Source organism: Sphingopyxis fribergensis (assembly GCF_000803645.1).
GTDB classification, from domain to species: Bacteria; Pseudomonadota; Alphaproteobacteria; order Sphingomonadales; family Sphingomonadaceae; genus Sphingopyxis; species Sphingopyxis fribergensis.
In genome coordinates this window covers 836,451-851,513 of the sequence record NZ_CP009122.1, presented here as the reverse complement: position 1 = coordinate 851,513, position 15,063 = coordinate 836,451, and the positions used below count along the sequence as shown (strand labels likewise).

The following is a 15,063-nucleotide window of genomic DNA, read 5'->3' as shown; positions in this document are numbered from 1 at the left end:
ATGAGCATAGCCGAAGCCCTTGCCAGCACGATCGGCGCCGATCGCGTCGCGCGCGATGCCGATGCGCTGAATGCGCGGCGTTACGACCAGTGGGCGGTCAAGCATCTGCGCGACTGGCGCGGTGAAGATGTGCCCGCACCGGGATGCGTCGTGCGGCCGCAGTCGGCCTTGGATGTGCAGAAGGTCGTGAAGCTCGCCGCCGAGAAGCGCGTGCCGCTGATTCCCTTCGGCCTGGGCAGCGGGGTATGCGGCGGGATCGAGCCGACGCCGGATGCAATCCTGCTCGACATGAGTTCGATGAATCGGGTGCGCTATATCGATGAAGGCGATCTGCTCGCGGGCTTCGATGCGGGGCTGAATGGCATGGAGGCCGAGGAGGCGGTCGCGGCGCACGGGCTGACGATCGGGCACTGGCCGCAGTCGATCGCGATCAGCAGCGTCGGCGGCTGGGTCGCGACGCGCGCGTCGGGGCAGTTCTCGACCGCTTATGGCAATATCGAAGACATCATCCATTCGATCGAGGCGGTGCTGCCCAACGGCGAGCTGGTGACGCTGGGCAAGGCGGTGCGCGCGGCGGCGGGGCCGGACCTGCGCCATTTGCTGATGGGCGCCGAGGGAACGATGGGGGTGATTACCGGCGTGACCTTCTCGCTGCGGGAGAAAGCGCCGCATCGCGATTACAGCATCTTTTACGCCGACGACATGCGCGCCGGGTTCGAGGTGCAGCGGCGGATCGTGCGCGCCGACTGGCGCCCGCCCGTGATGCGCCAGTACGACGGGCGCGAGGTGCGGCGGCTTTTCCGCGATCATGAGCGCGATGGCAAGGCGATGCTGTTGATGGTCCACGAAGGGCCGAAGGCGCGCGTTGAAGCCGAGTTGGCGGCGATGCACGAGATTTGCGGCGCGGCGGGTCTTGAAGCGGGTGATCCCATGGCGGCCAAGCAGTGGATCGAAAAGCGCAACCATGTGCCAAGCTGGCGCGATATGTTCCAGCGCGGATATGTCGCCGACACGGTCGAGATTTCGGGGCGGTGGAGCGAGATCGGCGCGATCTATGACGCGAGCATCGCGGCGCTCAACGAGATTCCGGGCGTGATCAACGCGTCGGCGCATAGCAGCCATGTCTATCGATCGGGGATCAACCTTTATTTCAGCTTCGCCGCGACGTTCGAGGATAGCGCGAAGATGGAGCCCGCCTATTTCGCCGGCTGGCGCGCGATCATGGAAGCGACCGCGAAGAATGGCGGCGGAGTCGCGCATCATCATGGCGCGGGGCGACTGCGCAAGCCGTATCTGCACCATGATCTGGGTGACAGCGGTGTGGCGTTGCTGCGGCGCGTGAAACAAGCTCTCGATCCGGAAGGGATCATGAATCCGGGCAATCTGATACCCGATGCCTGAGCTTTTGCTCGCACTGGATGCGGGCACGACGGGCGCGCGCGCTATGCTCGTCGATCCGGCGGGCACGGTGCTGGGGGTCGACAAAAGGCCGATCGCGAGCTACTTCCCCGCCCCCGGCCGGGTCGAGCAGGATGCCGCCCAGGTCTGGAATATCTGCCGAGCGGTGCTGGACGGCGCGCTGGTTGCGGCGGGGCGCAGCATCACCGATGTCGCCGCGATCGGGGTGACGACGCAGCGCGCGAGCATCGTCCTGTGGGACCGTGCCAGCGGCGAACCGGTTGCCCCCATGCTCGTGTGGAGCGACCTGCGCGGGATGGAGCAATTTAAGGCGCTGCGCGCGGCGGGATTCACCAGCTGGCCGCAGGTTCCTTCGGCGAAGCTGCCCGCGGCGATTGCGCTGTCGGGGCGCGATCCCGCCGACCTGCAATGGGGGACGCTCGACAGCTGGCTGATTTACAAGCTGAGCGGCGCGCATGTCACCGATGCCTCGGCGGCGTGGCTGACCGGCTATTATGATTATGCGGCGGGCAGCGGCTGGGACGCGGCGTTGCTCGCGCACCAGCGCCTGCCCGCGACCATGTTTCCGGCCCAGGTCGAAAGCTGGGGTCCGATTGCGGAAAGCGATCCGGCGGTGCTCGGTGCGGCGGTGCCAATCACCGCGCTGGTCGCCGATCAGGCGGCCGCGATGGTCGCGCATGGCGCGCTGGCGCGCGGCGACTGGAAGGCGACCTATGGCACGTCGGGCGTGCTGATGACGGGGACCGGCGAGGTGCCCGAGACGATCCACAAGACCATGCCCGCCGAGGCGCTGGCCTTTGCGGGCGGGAAGCCGCGTTTCTGCGTCGAGGGGATGGTGATTACCACCGGGTCGCTGATCGAATGGCTGTGCGGCGGGCTGGGGCTGTTCGCGTCGCCCGCGGCGATGGAAGCGGCGGCGGCTTTGGTGAGCGACGCGGGAAAGGTGGTGGTGCGGCCCTCGCTCGCGGGAATGGGCGCGCCGCATGGCAAGTTCGAGGCGCGCGGGCTGATCGCGGGATTGAGCTTTGCCGACGGGCCGGGGCAGGTCGCGCGCGCGGCGTTGCAGGGAATCGCGTTTCGCTTTCGCGAAATTGCCGACGTGATTGCCGGCGCGCTGCCGGTGCCCGAGGCGCTGCCCGTCGCGGGCGGCCTGTCGGCGAGCGATACGCTGATGCAGTTGCAGGCCGACGCGTTGCAGCGGCCGGTGCGGCGCCATGCGGTGCGCGAGGCGAGCGCCTATGGCGCGGCGCTGGCGGCGGGGATGGGCGCGGGGTTGTTCGGCGAGGACCACCTGAAACGGCTGGCGCGGTATGACGCGGAGTTCGTGCCCAAGGTCAGGCGCGATGAGGCCGATGCGGCGTTTGCGCGCTGGCGGGATGCGGTGGCGGTGTGATTTGGTTTCTTTACCGTGCCCCTGCGAAGGCAGGGGCCCATCTTCAAACCTTTCGTCGCCAAGCAGCCGGCGGCGGAGAAAAGATAGGTCCGGTGATGGGCCCCTGCCTTCGCAGGGGCACGGGGTCAGGTTCCCGCTACCTCGCGCCACAGCCCGCGCACGATATCGCGCATCCTTTGCGCCTCGTCCCAGCGGTTCGTCAGCTCTTTGCCGTCGGGCGCAGTGATCGCATAGGGCGGCGGGCCGAGTTCGCACATGAAGGTCAGCGCATCGCCCGCGCGGGCCTGTTCGAGCCAGAGTTCGAAGCCGCGGCGCCACCAGGCGATATGCTGGTCGCGCCAGCCCGCGTGCTGCGGCGCATCGAGCGCGACCTGTACTTGATGCGTCGTCGACACGCGGCCGTGGAAATTATGGCTGCCCTGGAGGATCGTTTCGATCGCGGCGAGCTGGTCATCGCGAAGCGGCAGCTCCATCTCGCCCGCGACGGGATAATGCGACAGGTCGGCGGTGAGCGGCAGGCCGGGGCGTTCGGCGAGCAATTGCAGCGTGAAAAGCAGGTCGTTGGTAAGGCGACCGCGGTGGGTTTCGAACCAGACGGGGAGCGGCGCGTCCTTCGCCGTCGCGACAAGGCTGTCGATCAGGCGGAGCGCGGCGCGAAAGTCTGCGGTCGGACCGGCGATCTGGACGTTGAGATGATGCGCGCCGAGCTGCTCTGCCTCAGCGATCCAGTGGCGAAGCTGGTCGGCGTCATGGACGAGCACCTGCCCCTCCCATGCGAGGCCGAGCGGATTCATCACGCGCGCGACGCCGTCGGTGCGCGCGGCGCGCGCGAGGTTGACGCCGACACCGTCGAAGCCCGCGGCGACGACCTGGCCGAGCGCTTCATCGAGGCGGTTTTCGATGTCGAAACCGGGGCATTGGTCGAGGCCCCAGACCGATTGAAGAACGAGCAATTGGGACAATGGCTTCCCTTTCAGACAACGCTGTCATATCGTGGTGAGAGACGGAGTCAACGCCCCTATCGTCATGCCGACCTTGATCCGGCATCCATGGAGACGTGGCGAGGGCAGCTAGACCCCGGGTCCAGTCCGGGGTGACGAAAAAAGAAGAAGAGTGAGAGGATGAGATGACCAACGAAGCCCCCGCCCCGCCCGTCCTATCGCCCGTATCGCCGGCCTACCGCCGCTATGCGCTGTCGGTGCTTCTCATCATCTATATCCTCAACTTCCTCGACCGGCAGATCGTCGCGATTCTGGCCGAGCCGATCAAGAATGAGCTGCATCTGGCTGACTGGCAGCTGGGGGTGATGACGGGGCTCGCCTTCGCGCTCTTTTATACCGTGCTCGGCATCCCGATCGCGCGCTATGCCGAAACGGGACATCGGCCGCGGATTATTGCCGTCGCAGCGGGGCTGTGGAGCCTGTTCACCATCGCGTGCGGCTTTGCGCAAAATTTCGTTCAGCTCGTCGCGTGCCGCATCGGTGTCGGGATCGGCGAAGCGGGCTGCACCCCGCCCGCGCATTCGCTGATCACCGACTATACGCCGCGCGAGAAGCGCGCGTCGGCGCTCGCCTTTTACGCGCTCGGAACGCCGCTCGGCGGGCTGCTCGGGCTCGCCCTCGGGGGCCTGATCGCCGACGCTTATGGTTGGCGCACGGCGTTCCTGTTTGCGGGCTTGCCCGGGCTGTTGATGGCGCTCGTCGCGTGGACGACGCTGCGCGAGCCGCGCCGCCAGCTTCATACCGACATGGCCGCGCTGAAGGCATCGCGCCCCGATTTCCAGACCGCGATGGCCGAAATCCGCGGCAAGCGAACCTTCTGGCTGATCGCCTTTGCTGCGGCGATCAAGGCGTTCATCGGCTATGGCGCCGCGGCCTTTCTCGCGCCCTTCTTCTTTCGCAACCATGGCGCCGAGCTGGCCGAGATCGCAGGCGGCTTCGGGCTCGGCGTGACAGGCTTCCTCGGCGTCGCGCTCGGCATCGTGCTGGGGCTGACCGGCGCGGTGGGGACATGGATGGGCGGCTATCTGGCCGACAAATATGGCGCGCGCGACTTGCGCGCCTATGTGTCGATCCCGGCGATTTCGACCTTGCTCGGTATCCCCTTCTATATCGCGGGGCTGCTCGCCGATTCGGCGGTCGCAGCGTTGATCCTCTTCGCCTTTCCGCCGATCCTCAACACGCTTTGGTATGGGCCCGGCTATGCCGCGGTGCAGGGGCTGGTGCGGCCGCAGACGCGGGCGACCGCGACGGCGGTGCTGCTGTTCATCATCAATTTGATCGGGCTTGGCCTCGGGCCGCTGGGGGTCGGGGCGGTTAGCGATTTTCTGAGCGGTCCGATGGGGCTAGGGTCGGCGGAAGGCGTGCGCTGGTCGCTGATGATCTTCATCCTGTTCGGCGCGGTGGCGTCGGGACTGTTCTGGCTGGCGCGGAGCTCGATCCGCGAGGAGATGGTGAGTTGAGTATCGCGAGTATCGCCCTGCCCCGTATCCTGCGCATCGGCGGCGGGGCATCGAAAGACCTACCCGAGGTGCTGGCGACGCTGGGGCTGGCGCGGCCGTTGATCGTGACCGATGGCTGGCTGGTGAGCAGCGGGCGCGTGGCAGAGCTGGTCGATGGGCTGGCGGCGGCGGGGATCGCGTCGCGGGTGTTCACCGATACGGTGCCCGATCCGACGGTGGCGTCGGTCAATGCCGGGGTGGCGTTCCTCCTCGAAGGCGATCACGACTGCGTCGTCGGCTTCGGCGGCGGAAGCCCGCTCGACAGCGCGAAGGCGATTGCGCTGCTCGGCAAATTCGGCGGCGCGATGGCCGATTACAAGGCGCCGCATGTGCAGGACGAACCGGGACTGCCGATCATCGCGATCCCGACGACCGCAGGCACGGGGTCGGAGGCGACGCGCTTCACGATCATCACCGACGAAGCGAGCGACGAGAAGATGCTGTGTCCGGGGCTCGCCTATCTGCCGGTCGCGGCGCTCGTCGATTACGAACTGACCTTCACCAAGCCGGTGCGGTTGACCGCCGATACGGGGATCGATTCACTGACGCACGCGATCGAGGCCTATGTATCGAAGCGCGCCAATCCGTTCAGCGACGGCATGGCCTTGCTCGCGATGCGCGCGCTGGCGCCGAATTTGCGGCGCGTGTTCAGCGACCCGATGGACGCGGCGGCGCGCGAGGCGATGATGCTGGGGGCGACGCAGGCGGGGATCGCCTTTTCGAACAGTTCGGTCGCGCTGGTCCACGGGATGAGCCGGCCGATCGGCGCGCATTTCCACGTGCCACACGGGCTGTCGAACGCGATGCTGCTGCCCGCGGTGACGGCGTGGTCGGCGCCCGCGGCGCTGCATCGCTATGCCGATTGTGCGCGCGCGATGGGGGTGGCGGACGACCGCGAGGGCGATCAGGCGGCGGTCGCGCGGTTGCTCGACGAACTGGCGGCGCTCAACCGCGAGCTCGAGGTGCCGGGGCCGGCGGCGTGGGGGATCGATGCAGCGCGCTGGGACGCGCTGGTTCCGACGATGTGCGCCCAGGCGGCGGCGTCGGGCTCGCCCGCGAACAACCCGCGCGTGCCCGATGCCGAAGAGATGGCGGCACTTTATGCCGCAGTTTGGGCCGGATAACACTTTCGGTTAATCGACTGGCAATATGTACCCTGCTTAAGCCCGCGTGCCCCGTCCCCTTCTCTCCTACGTCTCAAACGTGGGGGCGGGGCATCCTTTCCAGCCATCGTCATCCCGGACTTGATCCGGGATCCATGACGCTTGGGGCGGTGCTAGCCCTTGTGGACCCCGGATCAAGTCCGGGGTGACGAAGATTTAGAGCTCCAGCGGTCCGTGCTTCATCTTCGGCAGCACATGGCGCGCGAAGAGGTCGGCTTCGGCGGCGTGCGGGTAGCCCGAGAGGATGAAGGCCTCGATGCCCATGTCCTGATAGCGGTTCAGCTTCGCCAGCACCTGGTCGGGGTCGCCGACAATCGCGGCGCCGCAGCCCGAGCGGGCGCGGCCGACGCCGGTCCACAGATTGTCCTCGACATAGCCGTCGTCGGACGCCGCTTCGCGCAGGGCGACCTGTGCGTTGACGCCGAACGATTGCGAATCGAGCGACTTCGCCTTGATTTCGGCGCCCTTAGCGGCGTCGAGTTTGGAGAGCAGGCGGTCGGCGGCGGTGCGCGCTTCGGCCTCGGTGTCGCGCACGATCATGTGGGCGCGGTAGCCGAATTTGAGCGTGCGGCCGTAAGCGGCGGCGCGGGCGGTCATGTCGGCGATGATGTCCTTCACCACCTCTTCGCGGTCGGGCCACATCAGGAAGACGTCGCAGCCCTTCGCGGCGGCGTCGCGGGCAGCCGGAGAAAGCCCGCCGAAATAGAGCGGCGGCGCCTTGCCCGACACCGTGCCGATGCGCGCGGGTTCGACTTTCAGCTTCCAGAACTCGCCGTCATGGTCGAGCGCCTGACCATTGAGCAGCGTCTTGAGGATATGCATCGCCTCGACCGTGCGGCGGTAGCGCGGTTCGGAGTCCATCGTCTCGCCAGGCATGTCCGAGGAGATGATGTTAACGGTCAGGCGGCCGCCGAGGATGCGGTCGATCGTCGCAATCTGGCGCGCGAGCTGCGGCGGCCAGCTTTCGCCGATGCGCACCGCCATCAGCAGGCGGATATTCTTGACCATCGTCGCAATCGCCGCGGCGAAGGCGGTGGTGTCGATGCCGAGCGCATAGCCCGACGGCAGCAGGATATTGTCGAACCCCAGGGTGTCGGCCTGCACAACAATGTCGCGGCAATGTTCCCAGCTCGATTTGAGCATCGGGTCGGGCACGCCGAGAAATTCATAGTCGTCGTCGCAGAGCGCCGAAAACCAGCTGACTTCGCACGAGCGATCGGTCATGGCAGATTCTCCCCCATCGATGTTTGCAGCACCGCGTACCATTCGGCGCGCGTCCAGCGCGGGGCGAATGCCTGCGGAATTTCCTTGATACGGTCGGGGTTCTGGGTCCCCACGATCGGGATCGGGCGCGCGGGATGCGCCATCACCCAGCTGTAGGTCGCGGCGGCGCGCGAGACGCCGTACTCGGCGGCCTTCGCATCGAGCAGCGCAGCGACGGCGCGGGTGTGCTCGTCGGCCGGATCGCCGAGCCGGCCGCCGCCGAGCGGCGACCAGGCGAGGAAGCTCATGCCCTCGGCCATCGACTGGTCGAAGATGCCGTCGAAGAGCGGTGCGAGATGGAGCGGCGAAAATTCGCTCTGGTGGCTGACCACGGGGACGGGCAGGAATTTGGCAAGTGCCGCGGTCTGCGCGGGCGTGAAGTTGGAGACGCCGATCGCGCCGATCTTGCCGGCGCGATGTGCTTCCTCGAGCGTGCGCGCGATTTCCTGCGGATGGCTGAGCAGGTCGGGACGGTGGATTTGCCACAGCTCGACATGATCGGTGCGCAGGCGTTTCAGCGAGATGTCGATGGCCGACGTCAGATAGCGCGCGCTGCTGTCATAGGGCACGCCGAGGATGATGCCGCCCTTCGTGGCTAAAACCATCTTGTCGCGAAGGCCGGGCGCCTCGGCGAATACGTCGCCGAGCAAGGCCTCGGCCGAACCAAAACCGCCGGGCGTGTCGCAGCCATAGATGTCGGCGGTGTCGAACAGCGTGACGCCAGCCTCGAACGCGGCGTCGATGCGCGCCCGCGCGTTGGCGAGGTCGGCACCGGCGAAGCGCCACATGCCCCAGGCGATGGGAGAAACCTCATGACCGGCGAAGGTCACATTGGCGAGAGCGGGAAGAAAATCTGACATCGCTGTCATATACTCCATAAGTGAGGTCGAGGGAAGCGGGTTTGTTGGACGATTTCAGATTGGATGGCTCTTCTGTCGTCATCCCCGCGAAAGCGGGGACCCAGAGCGTAATTCAGCATACCCCACCCTGGGTTCCCGCTTTCGCGGGAATGACGGGTGGTGGGGTTTTGCATCTTCAATGCGCGAGCACCTGCACTTCGCCATCCTCCTCCTCATCGACCGCAACGATGCGCGGCAGGATGAGGTGGATCGCGGCGAGCGCGACGAGATAGGTGCCAGCGCAGACGAGCATCATCGGCAGATACCCCCTGCCCGTGTCGAGCGACCAACCCGCGAACTCGATCATCGCCATGCCCGAGAGGTTTCCGGCGAAGGCGCCGATGCCGATCGCCGAGCCGACGATACGCGCCGGAAAGACGTCGGTGGTCAGCCCGAAGATATTGGTCGAGAAACCCTGGTGCGCGAAGAGCGCGAGGCCGAGGATCATCGCCGCGACCCATGCGCTGTCGACCCCGACGAGCAGCGGCACGGGCAGGATGAGCAGCGCGTAGATGAGCATCGTCGTCTTGCGCGCGGCGTTCACGGTCCAGCCGCGGCGACCCATCAGATAGGAGGGTAGATAACCGCCGGTGATGCCGCCGAGCGCGGCCATGAAATAGACGAAGGCGACGGGCAGGCCGAGCGTGCCCTGCGTCAGCCCGAAGAGGCGGTGGAACAGGTCGGGCATGAAGAAGAGCAGGAACCACCAGACCTGATCGGTCAGCGCCTTGCCGAGGATCACCGCCCACTGGCGGCGATCGCGCAGCAGGCTGCTCCAAGCGATCTTTGGCGCCGCGGCATCGCGCTCGGCGTTCGGCTGTTCGGGGATACGCACCATCAGCCAGACGACGACCCAGACGAGACCGAGGCCGCCCGCGATCAGGAAGGTCGCCTGCCAGCCCCACATCAGCGCCATCAGCGGGATGAGCAAAGGCGTCAGGATGGCGCCGACGTTCGGCGCGATGCCGCCAAGGCCGAGGACGAAACTGCGCTCCTTTGCGTTGAAATAGGTCGCTGCGGTCTTCACCGCGGCAGGGGTGCCGATCGACTCGGCAGCGCCGAGCACCGCGCGCGAGGCAACGAAACCCGACACCGTGGTCGCGAAGGCATGCGCCATGCCCGCAAGGCTCCACACGCCGACCCCGATCGCGAAACCCCAGCGGAGCCCGACGCGATCGATGAACCAGCCGGTGCCGAGGAAAGCGAGCGCGGCGGCGAACTGGAAGGCCGACGCCATGTGGCTGTAATCGCGGTCGGTCCAGTCGAATTCGAGCTGGAGCGTCGGTTTCAGCAGCGCGAGGATCTGGCGATCGACATAGTTGAGCACGATCGCGACGAAGACGAGTCCCACGACGAGCCAGCGGCGTTTATCGGCAATTTGCGCCACATGTCTCTCCCCGAATCCTTATGTCTGCGGATAAGATAGCGTTGTCATATGTGAATGGACAGAGTTTTCTTCTGCGCCCCTGCGTAGGCCGGGGCCTGTCTCCGGTCGGCGAAAGTTTGAACGACCCGGCGATGGGTCTCCGCCTTCGCGGAGACACGGCGGTTTAATTGGACGGCGCTGCCGTCGAACCGCGCACGACCAGCTTGTGCGGCAGCTGGCGTCGCTCGATCGTCTCGCCAAATTCGAGCAGCAGGTCGGCGGCGGCGTAGCCGAGGTCGCGGATCGGCTGGTGGATCGTGGTGAGCGCGGGCCACACGACCTGCGCAAGGTCGGTATCGTCGAAGCCCGCGACCGAGAGTTGTCCGGGCACCGAAATGCCCATGCGGTGCGCTGCGGCGAGCACGCCCGCGGCCATATCGTCGCTGCTCGCGAAAATCGCGGTCGGCGGCTGGTCGAGCGCCAGCAGCGCCTCGGCCGCAGCGGTCCCCGACTGGAAATCAAACTGCCCCGGAAAGACCAGCGCGGCGTCGAAGCCGATGCCCGCACGCTGAAGCGCCTGCCGGTATCCGGTCAATCGCTGGCCGCTGGCGAAATAATTGCCGTGCCCGGTGACGAAGCCGATGCGGCGGTGTCCGAGCGAGATCAGATAGGCCGTCATGTCGTCGGCCGCCTGCACATTGTCGATGTAAACCGCCGAGGTTGCGGTCAAATCGGTGCCCGGTTGGACGCGCACGACGGGAATCTTGCGGCGGAACAATTCGGCAAGCGCGGTGCCGACATCGGTTACCGGCGGGGTCATGATGATGCCGTCGAGCTGCGCCTGATCGATCAGCGCGCCGATGTCGTCGACAAGGCCGGGCGAGTTGATGTCGCACGGCTGGACGATCATTCGAAAGTCGGCCTCGCGGCACCGCTGCCCGACGCCGGCTTGCATGTTGAAGATATAATAGGGGCTGGGATTGTCGTGGATCAGCCCGATCTGAAACGAGCGTTTTCCAGCGAGCGTACGCGCCGCCTGGCTGGGGTGATAATTGAGGCGCGCGACCGCTTCCTCGACCTTTTGCCGCATGTCGTCGCTGACATAGCGTTCCTTGTTGAGCACGCGCGACACGGTCTTGATCGACACGCCCGCAACGCGCGACACATCCTTGATTGTCGCACGGGTCATGCGCGCTTGCGTTCCGCGGCGGCGATGCGAATGACGTTCACGGTTCGGCGTCTCCCCTGCTGGCCTCTGCTGACCATCGTTGTCTGCTTAGGCGCTTCATCGGCGCTTCGGCAAGAGAGGGCTTGCGCCCTTCGCTCGCTTCACGATATGGCGCGTTCCCATGACAGCGCTGGACAGAAACGACCTGACATCGATGCGCCACGCGCATTGGAACGGTCTGCAGAGCCGCGGCGACCTGTTCGGCGAATTGCACCTTGCCCAGACCATGGCCGGGACGGCGCCCAAGGGCAGCCTGTTCCCCGGCTTGGCCGCCTGTGCGGTGGCGGCGGCGGCGGCGGCATGGCTGTCCGACCATTATGGTTTTCCGATCATCCTGCTCGGCCTCCTCGTCGGGCTGGCGCTCAATTTCATCTCGGCGAACGTGGCGACGCACCGCGGGCTCGATTTCGCCTCGCGGACCTTCCTGCGCATCGGCATCGTCGTGCTGGGCCTGCAGGTCACGTTCCTGCAGATCGCGGTTCTCGGCCCGGTACCGTTCGCGGCGCTGATCGTCATCATGACATTGACGATGGGCGCCGGATTTCTGGGCGCGCGATTGTCGGGGCAGACGCCCTATGCCGGGCTGCTCGCCGGCGGCGCGACCGCGATCTGCGGCGCAAGCGCGGCGCTCGCGCTTTACGGGGTGATCGGACGGCAACGATTACCGCAAGCGCAGTTCGCATTGACCCTGGTCGGCGTCTCGCTTGCGAGCGCGCTCGCGATGACAATTTATCCCCTGCTCGCCGCGCGCTTCGGGCTGAGCGATGCGCAGGCGGGGTTCCTGATCGGTGCGTCGATCCACGACGTCGCGCAGGCGATCGGCGGCGGCTATGCCTTTTCCGATGCCGCGGGGGCGAGCGCGACGATCGTCAAGCTCGCACGCGTCGCGCTGCTCGCGCCGGTGGTCGCACTCGTCGGGCTGCTCCTCAAGCCCGAGGACGGCAGCGAGCAGCGCATCTGGCGGCGCATCGCCCTGCCCTGGTTCATCGTCGCTTTCTTTGCGATGGTCACGCTGAACAGTTTTGCGCCGATCCCCGAAGCCGTGCGCGGCGGCGCGCTGACCGCGTCGAAGGCGCTGCTGCTGCTCGCGGTCACCGCGACCGCGATGCGGACGCGGATGGACCTGCTGCTCGACATGGGGTGGCGCGCGGGCGTTCCGGTGTTGCTCGCCTCGCTGACGAGCTTTGCCGTGTCGCTGCTGTTCGCGCTCGCGATCGTCTAAAGCCCCAGCAGCTTTCGCGCGTTGCCCGAGCGGATCTTGGCGCGCTCTTCGTCGGTCAGGTCGAGCTTGGCGAAGGCCTCGAGCGTCTTGGGCAGCGAGATTTGCGGGAAGTCCGACGCGAGCAGCACATGGTCGACGCCGACGTTGCGGATCGTCCAGACATATTCGGCCTCGATCGGCGAGTTCGCGGCGAGGATGACGCTCGCCGAAATGTCGAAATAAATATTCTCGGCGAACAGATTTTCGGCGGTGCGCGCGAGCGCGAGGATGTTCCAGAAGCGAAAGTTCATCCCGCCCATATGCGCGAAGATGAATTTCGTCTTCGGCGCCGCGAGCGCGAGGTTGAACAGCTTCTCACTGTCGCCGGGGAGGATGTTCGCATTATCCATCACGACGATCAGCCCCGCCGCGCCCGCGCGCTTGACCAGCGTCAGCACGCGCGGGTCGGCGGCGTCGAATTTCTGCGTATGCGGGTGGATCTTGAGCAGTTTCACCCCGCGCGCGGCGACACGGTCGACCTCGGCGAGCGCGGCGTCGCCATCATAGGGGTGGACGGTGGCGATGGGGATCATGTCTTTGTGCTTCGCGGCGAGCGCGATCAGCCGATCATTACGTTTGCGGATGTCGGCGGGGTTGCCGGCGAGCGCCTGATTGGGGCCGCCGAACCACATGGCGCCGAAGGCGTCGACCGAACGGTTCGCGGCCTTGAGCTGCGCCTGATAGTCCTTGATCGACGCCTCGCCATTCCAGAGGTGGACGTGGGTATCGAAGAGCTGGTCTTGCCCGAACGCGGGCGCGAGCGGGATCAGCAGGGCGAGGGAAAGCAGCAGGCTTCGCATGACGGCTCCAAAGCGGGTCGGATGCCCAGCCTGCCACAAAATCGCCGCCTTACCAAGCGGTTCGCCCCAGCCCGCGCAAAACAGAAGCCGGAGACAGGACGACGGCGTCAGTTCGTCCAGTAGATATAGTCTTGCCCGTCTTTCCACGGGGCATTCTGGGGCACGTCGATCCGCACCGGCGCCTCGATCAGCCCCGGCCAGATCGGCTTTGCCATGCCCGGGTTCTGCGCGTCGAGCATCGCGCGAAGTTCGGTAACGCGCTGCGGCTCGCTTGCTGATATATCGCGCTGTTCGGTCGGATCGACCGCGAGATTATAGAGGCGCGCCTTTTCAGGACGCTTCGTTACCTGCAGCTTCCAGTCGCCCGCGCGCACGGCGCGATAATCGCCCGAGCGCCAATAAAGCGCCGCGCGCTTTGCGGGGCCGGCCAATATATCCTCGCTGTCGACGATCCGGTCGGCCGGTATCTTTGCCCCCGCCGCGGCGGCGATGGTCGAGAACAGGTCGATATGCCCCGTGATGTCGGCGCGCGTCGATCCGGGCGCGAGATGCCCCGGCCAGCGCATGAAGAAGGGAGTTCGGATGCCGCCTTCGAAGAAAGTGGCTTTCCACCCGCGATAGGGCGCGTTGAGATGGTCGATTCCGGTGTACCAGGCACCGCCATTGTCGCTGGTGAAGATGACGAGCGTATTGTTGTCGATCCCCAATTCTTTCAGCTTTGCCATCACATCGCCGATACGCCGGTCGAGCTGCGCGATCATCGCGCCATAAACGCGCGTCTTGTGATCCTTGATCTGCGGCAGCTGGGCATAATCGGCCGTTGTCGCCTGCAGCGGTGTGTGCGGGGCGTTAAAGGCGAGATAGAGGAAGAAGGGCCGATTGCGGTTCGCCTCGATCGCCGAGATCGCTTCATCGGCGAAATAGTCGGTCATATGACCCTTGGGATGAAAGCGCTTGCTGCCGTTGAAGCTCACCGCATGGCGCAGATTGGCCCAGATGAAATGGTCGATGCGGTCCCACGGCAGCTTCGCATTCACCGCATCGGGATCATCCTCGGGCAGGAACATCGCCGCGCCGCCGAGCACGGCAAGGCTTTCGTCGAAACCCTGCGCGTGCGGCTGAAGCGCGGGCGCCTCGCCCAGGTGCCATTTGCCGATGTGGAGCGTGTGATAGCCCGCGGCCTTCACCGTCTCGGCGATCGTCACTTCCTTTGCGGGAACGCCCATGTCGGGATAGTCGGGGATGTCGGGCGTGATCAGATCCTTGTGGAAGATCGCCTTGTGCGGCCCAACCCCCGCCCCATGCGACACGCTTTCGGCAAACGCGGTCGGAACCGCGGTAAATTCGAAGCCGAAGCGCGTCGGGTAGCGCCCCGTCATCATCGCCGCGCGCGACGGCGAGCAGGTTGCGTTGGCGGCATAGGCGGTGGTGAAATTGACCCCTTCGCGCGCGATCGCGTCGATGTTCGGCGTCTTGACCAGCCCGCCCGCAACCCCGCCGCCATTTAGGCTGATGTCGTTATAGCCGAGATCGTCGGCGACGATCAGGATGATGTTGGGCGGACGGTTGCCCTCAAGCGGGCTGGCGGGCGCCTCCGCCGGCCCCTGCTTCCAGGCGACGGCGCGGTTCGGTTGCACGGGATCCTTCCAGTCCTGAACGATGCCCGGAAGCTTATATTTGTTCGCCTCGAACGCCCAATATCCGCCCGCGCCCACAAGGGCCAATACGCATAGAGCCACCCATATTTTCTTCATTTTCGGCCCCTATCCCA

Annotated in this window: 12 protein-coding genes; 5 read left to right on the top strand and 7 right to left on the bottom strand. The window is 66.0% G+C overall.

The window, feature by feature from the left end; genetic code table 11:
• Both SKP52_RS04030 and SKP52_RS04025 read left to right on the top strand, forming a co-directional pair.
• Nucleotides 1-1,401, top strand: a complete 1,401-nt coding sequence (locus tag SKP52_RS04030; protein ID WP_052207782.1) for an FAD-binding oxidoreductase — start codon at nt 1-3, stop codon at nt 1,399-1,401.
• Nucleotides 1,394-2,812 carry an FGGY family carbohydrate kinase gene (locus SKP52_RS04025; protein ID WP_039572014.1) on the top strand — a complete coding sequence of 473 codons (1,419 nt, stop codon included), beginning with the start codon at nt 1,394-1,396 and terminating at the stop codon, nt 2,810-2,812. Before SKP52_RS04030 ends, SKP52_RS04025 begins: the two co-directional genes overlap by 8 nt.
• Nucleotides 2,813-2,937: 125 nt before the next feature.
• Here SKP52_RS04025 and SKP52_RS04020 read toward each other — a convergent pair whose 3' ends face one another.
• Nucleotides 2,938-3,774: a sugar phosphate isomerase/epimerase gene (locus tag SKP52_RS04020; RefSeq protein ID WP_039572011.1), complete on the bottom strand. Its 837-nt coding sequence runs from the start codon at nt 3,772-3,774 to the stop codon at nt 2,938-2,940.
• Between the two features lie 164 nt (nt 3,775-3,938).
• On the opposite strand from SKP52_RS04020, the gene SKP52_RS04015 reads away from it, so the two are divergent.
• Together SKP52_RS04015 and SKP52_RS04010 are read left to right on the top strand one after the other, a co-directional pair.
• Nucleotides 3,939-5,273, top strand: coding sequence for a spinster family MFS transporter (locus SKP52_RS04015; protein WP_039572008.1), 1,335 nt, complete (start codon nt 3,939-3,941; stop codon nt 5,271-5,273).
• Nucleotides 5,270-6,436 (top strand): iron-containing alcohol dehydrogenase, encoded by a 1,167-nt coding sequence (locus tag SKP52_RS04010; protein ID WP_081997195.1) that lies wholly within the window; start codon nt 5,270-5,272, stop codon nt 6,434-6,436. The genes SKP52_RS04015 and SKP52_RS04010 overlap by 4 nt, the downstream gene beginning before the upstream one ends.
• Before the next feature lie 195 nt (nt 6,437-6,631).
• Here the strand turns inward: SKP52_RS04010 and SKP52_RS04005 are convergent, their stop codons facing one another.
• From SKP52_RS04005 to SKP52_RS03990, 4 genes are all read right to left on the bottom strand, one after another.
• Entirely contained in the window at nt 6,632-7,699 is a 1,068-nt protein-coding gene (locus SKP52_RS04005; RefSeq protein WP_039572006.1) for an LLM class flavin-dependent oxidoreductase, read from the bottom strand.
• On the bottom strand, nt 7,696-8,598 hold the full coding sequence (locus SKP52_RS04000) for an aldo/keto reductase (RefSeq protein WP_228383816.1): 903 nt from the start codon (nt 8,596-8,598) through the stop codon (nt 7,696-7,698). Before SKP52_RS04000 ends, SKP52_RS04005 begins: the two co-directional genes overlap by 4 nt.
• Nucleotides 8,599-8,773: 175 nt before the next feature.
• Nucleotides 8,774-10,024 (bottom strand): MFS transporter, encoded by a 1,251-nt coding sequence (locus SKP52_RS03995; protein WP_039572003.1) that lies wholly within the window; start codon nt 10,022-10,024, stop codon nt 8,774-8,776.
• Between the two features lie 163 nt (nt 10,025-10,187).
• Nucleotides 10,188-11,192 carry a LacI family DNA-binding transcriptional regulator gene (locus SKP52_RS03990; RefSeq protein WP_039571999.1) on the bottom strand — a complete coding sequence of 335 codons (1,005 nt, stop codon included), beginning with the start codon at nt 11,190-11,192 and terminating at the stop codon, nt 10,188-10,190.
• Between the two features lie 193 nt (nt 11,193-11,385).
• Between SKP52_RS03990 and SKP52_RS03985 the strand changes: the two genes are divergently transcribed.
• Nucleotides 11,386-12,453 (top strand): YeiH family protein, encoded by a 1,068-nt coding sequence (locus SKP52_RS03985; protein WP_039579710.1) that lies wholly within the window; start codon nt 11,386-11,388, stop codon nt 12,451-12,453.
• On the opposite strand, the gene SKP52_RS03980 is transcribed toward SKP52_RS03985, so the two are convergent.
• Both SKP52_RS03980 and SKP52_RS03975 read right to left on the bottom strand, forming a co-directional pair.
• Nucleotides 12,450-13,292, bottom strand: a complete 843-nt coding sequence (locus tag SKP52_RS03980; protein ID WP_039571996.1) for an amidohydrolase family protein — start codon at nt 13,290-13,292, stop codon at nt 12,450-12,452. The two genes, SKP52_RS03985 and SKP52_RS03980, sit on opposite strands and share 4 nt — an antisense overlap.
• Nucleotides 13,293-13,399: 107 nt before the next feature.
• A complete protein-coding gene (locus tag SKP52_RS03975) occupies nt 13,400-15,046 on the bottom strand; it encodes a sulfatase-like hydrolase/transferase (RefSeq protein WP_039571993.1) in 1,647 nt (548 codons plus the stop codon).
• Between the last annotated feature and the right edge of the window lie 17 nt (nt 15,047-15,063).

Coding starts and splice junctions, on each gene's coding strand:
- SKP52_RS03980 (WP_039571996.1), bottom strand. CDS start 13,292: ATGCGAAGCCTGCTGCTTTCCCTCGCCCTGCTGATCCCGCTCGCGCCC.
- SKP52_RS04005 (WP_039572006.1), bottom strand. CDS start 7,699: ATGACCGATCGCTCGTGCGAAGTCAGCTGGTTTTCGGCGCTCTGCGAC.
- SKP52_RS04015 (WP_039572008.1), top strand. CDS start 3,939: ATGACCAACGAAGCCCCCGCCCCGCCCGTCCTATCGCCCGTATCGCCG.
- SKP52_RS03975 (WP_039571993.1), bottom strand. CDS start 15,046: ATGAAGAAAATATGGGTGGCTCTATGCGTATTGGCCCTTGTGGGCGCG.
- SKP52_RS03990 (WP_039571999.1), bottom strand. CDS start 11,192: ATGACCCGTGCGACAATCAAGGATGTGTCGCGCGTTGCGGGCGTGTCG.
- SKP52_RS03985 (WP_039579710.1), top strand. CDS start 11,386: ATGCGCCACGCGCATTGGAACGGTCTGCAGAGCCGCGGCGACCTGTTC.
- SKP52_RS04000 (WP_228383816.1), bottom strand. CDS start 8,598: ATGTCAGATTTTCTTCCCGCTCTCGCCAATGTGACCTTCGCCGGTCAT.
- SKP52_RS04030 (WP_052207782.1), top strand. CDS start 1: ATGAGCATAGCCGAAGCCCTTGCCAGCACGATCGGCGCCGATCGCGTC.
- SKP52_RS04025 (WP_039572014.1), top strand. CDS start 1,394: ATGCCTGAGCTTTTGCTCGCACTGGATGCGGGCACGACGGGCGCGCGC.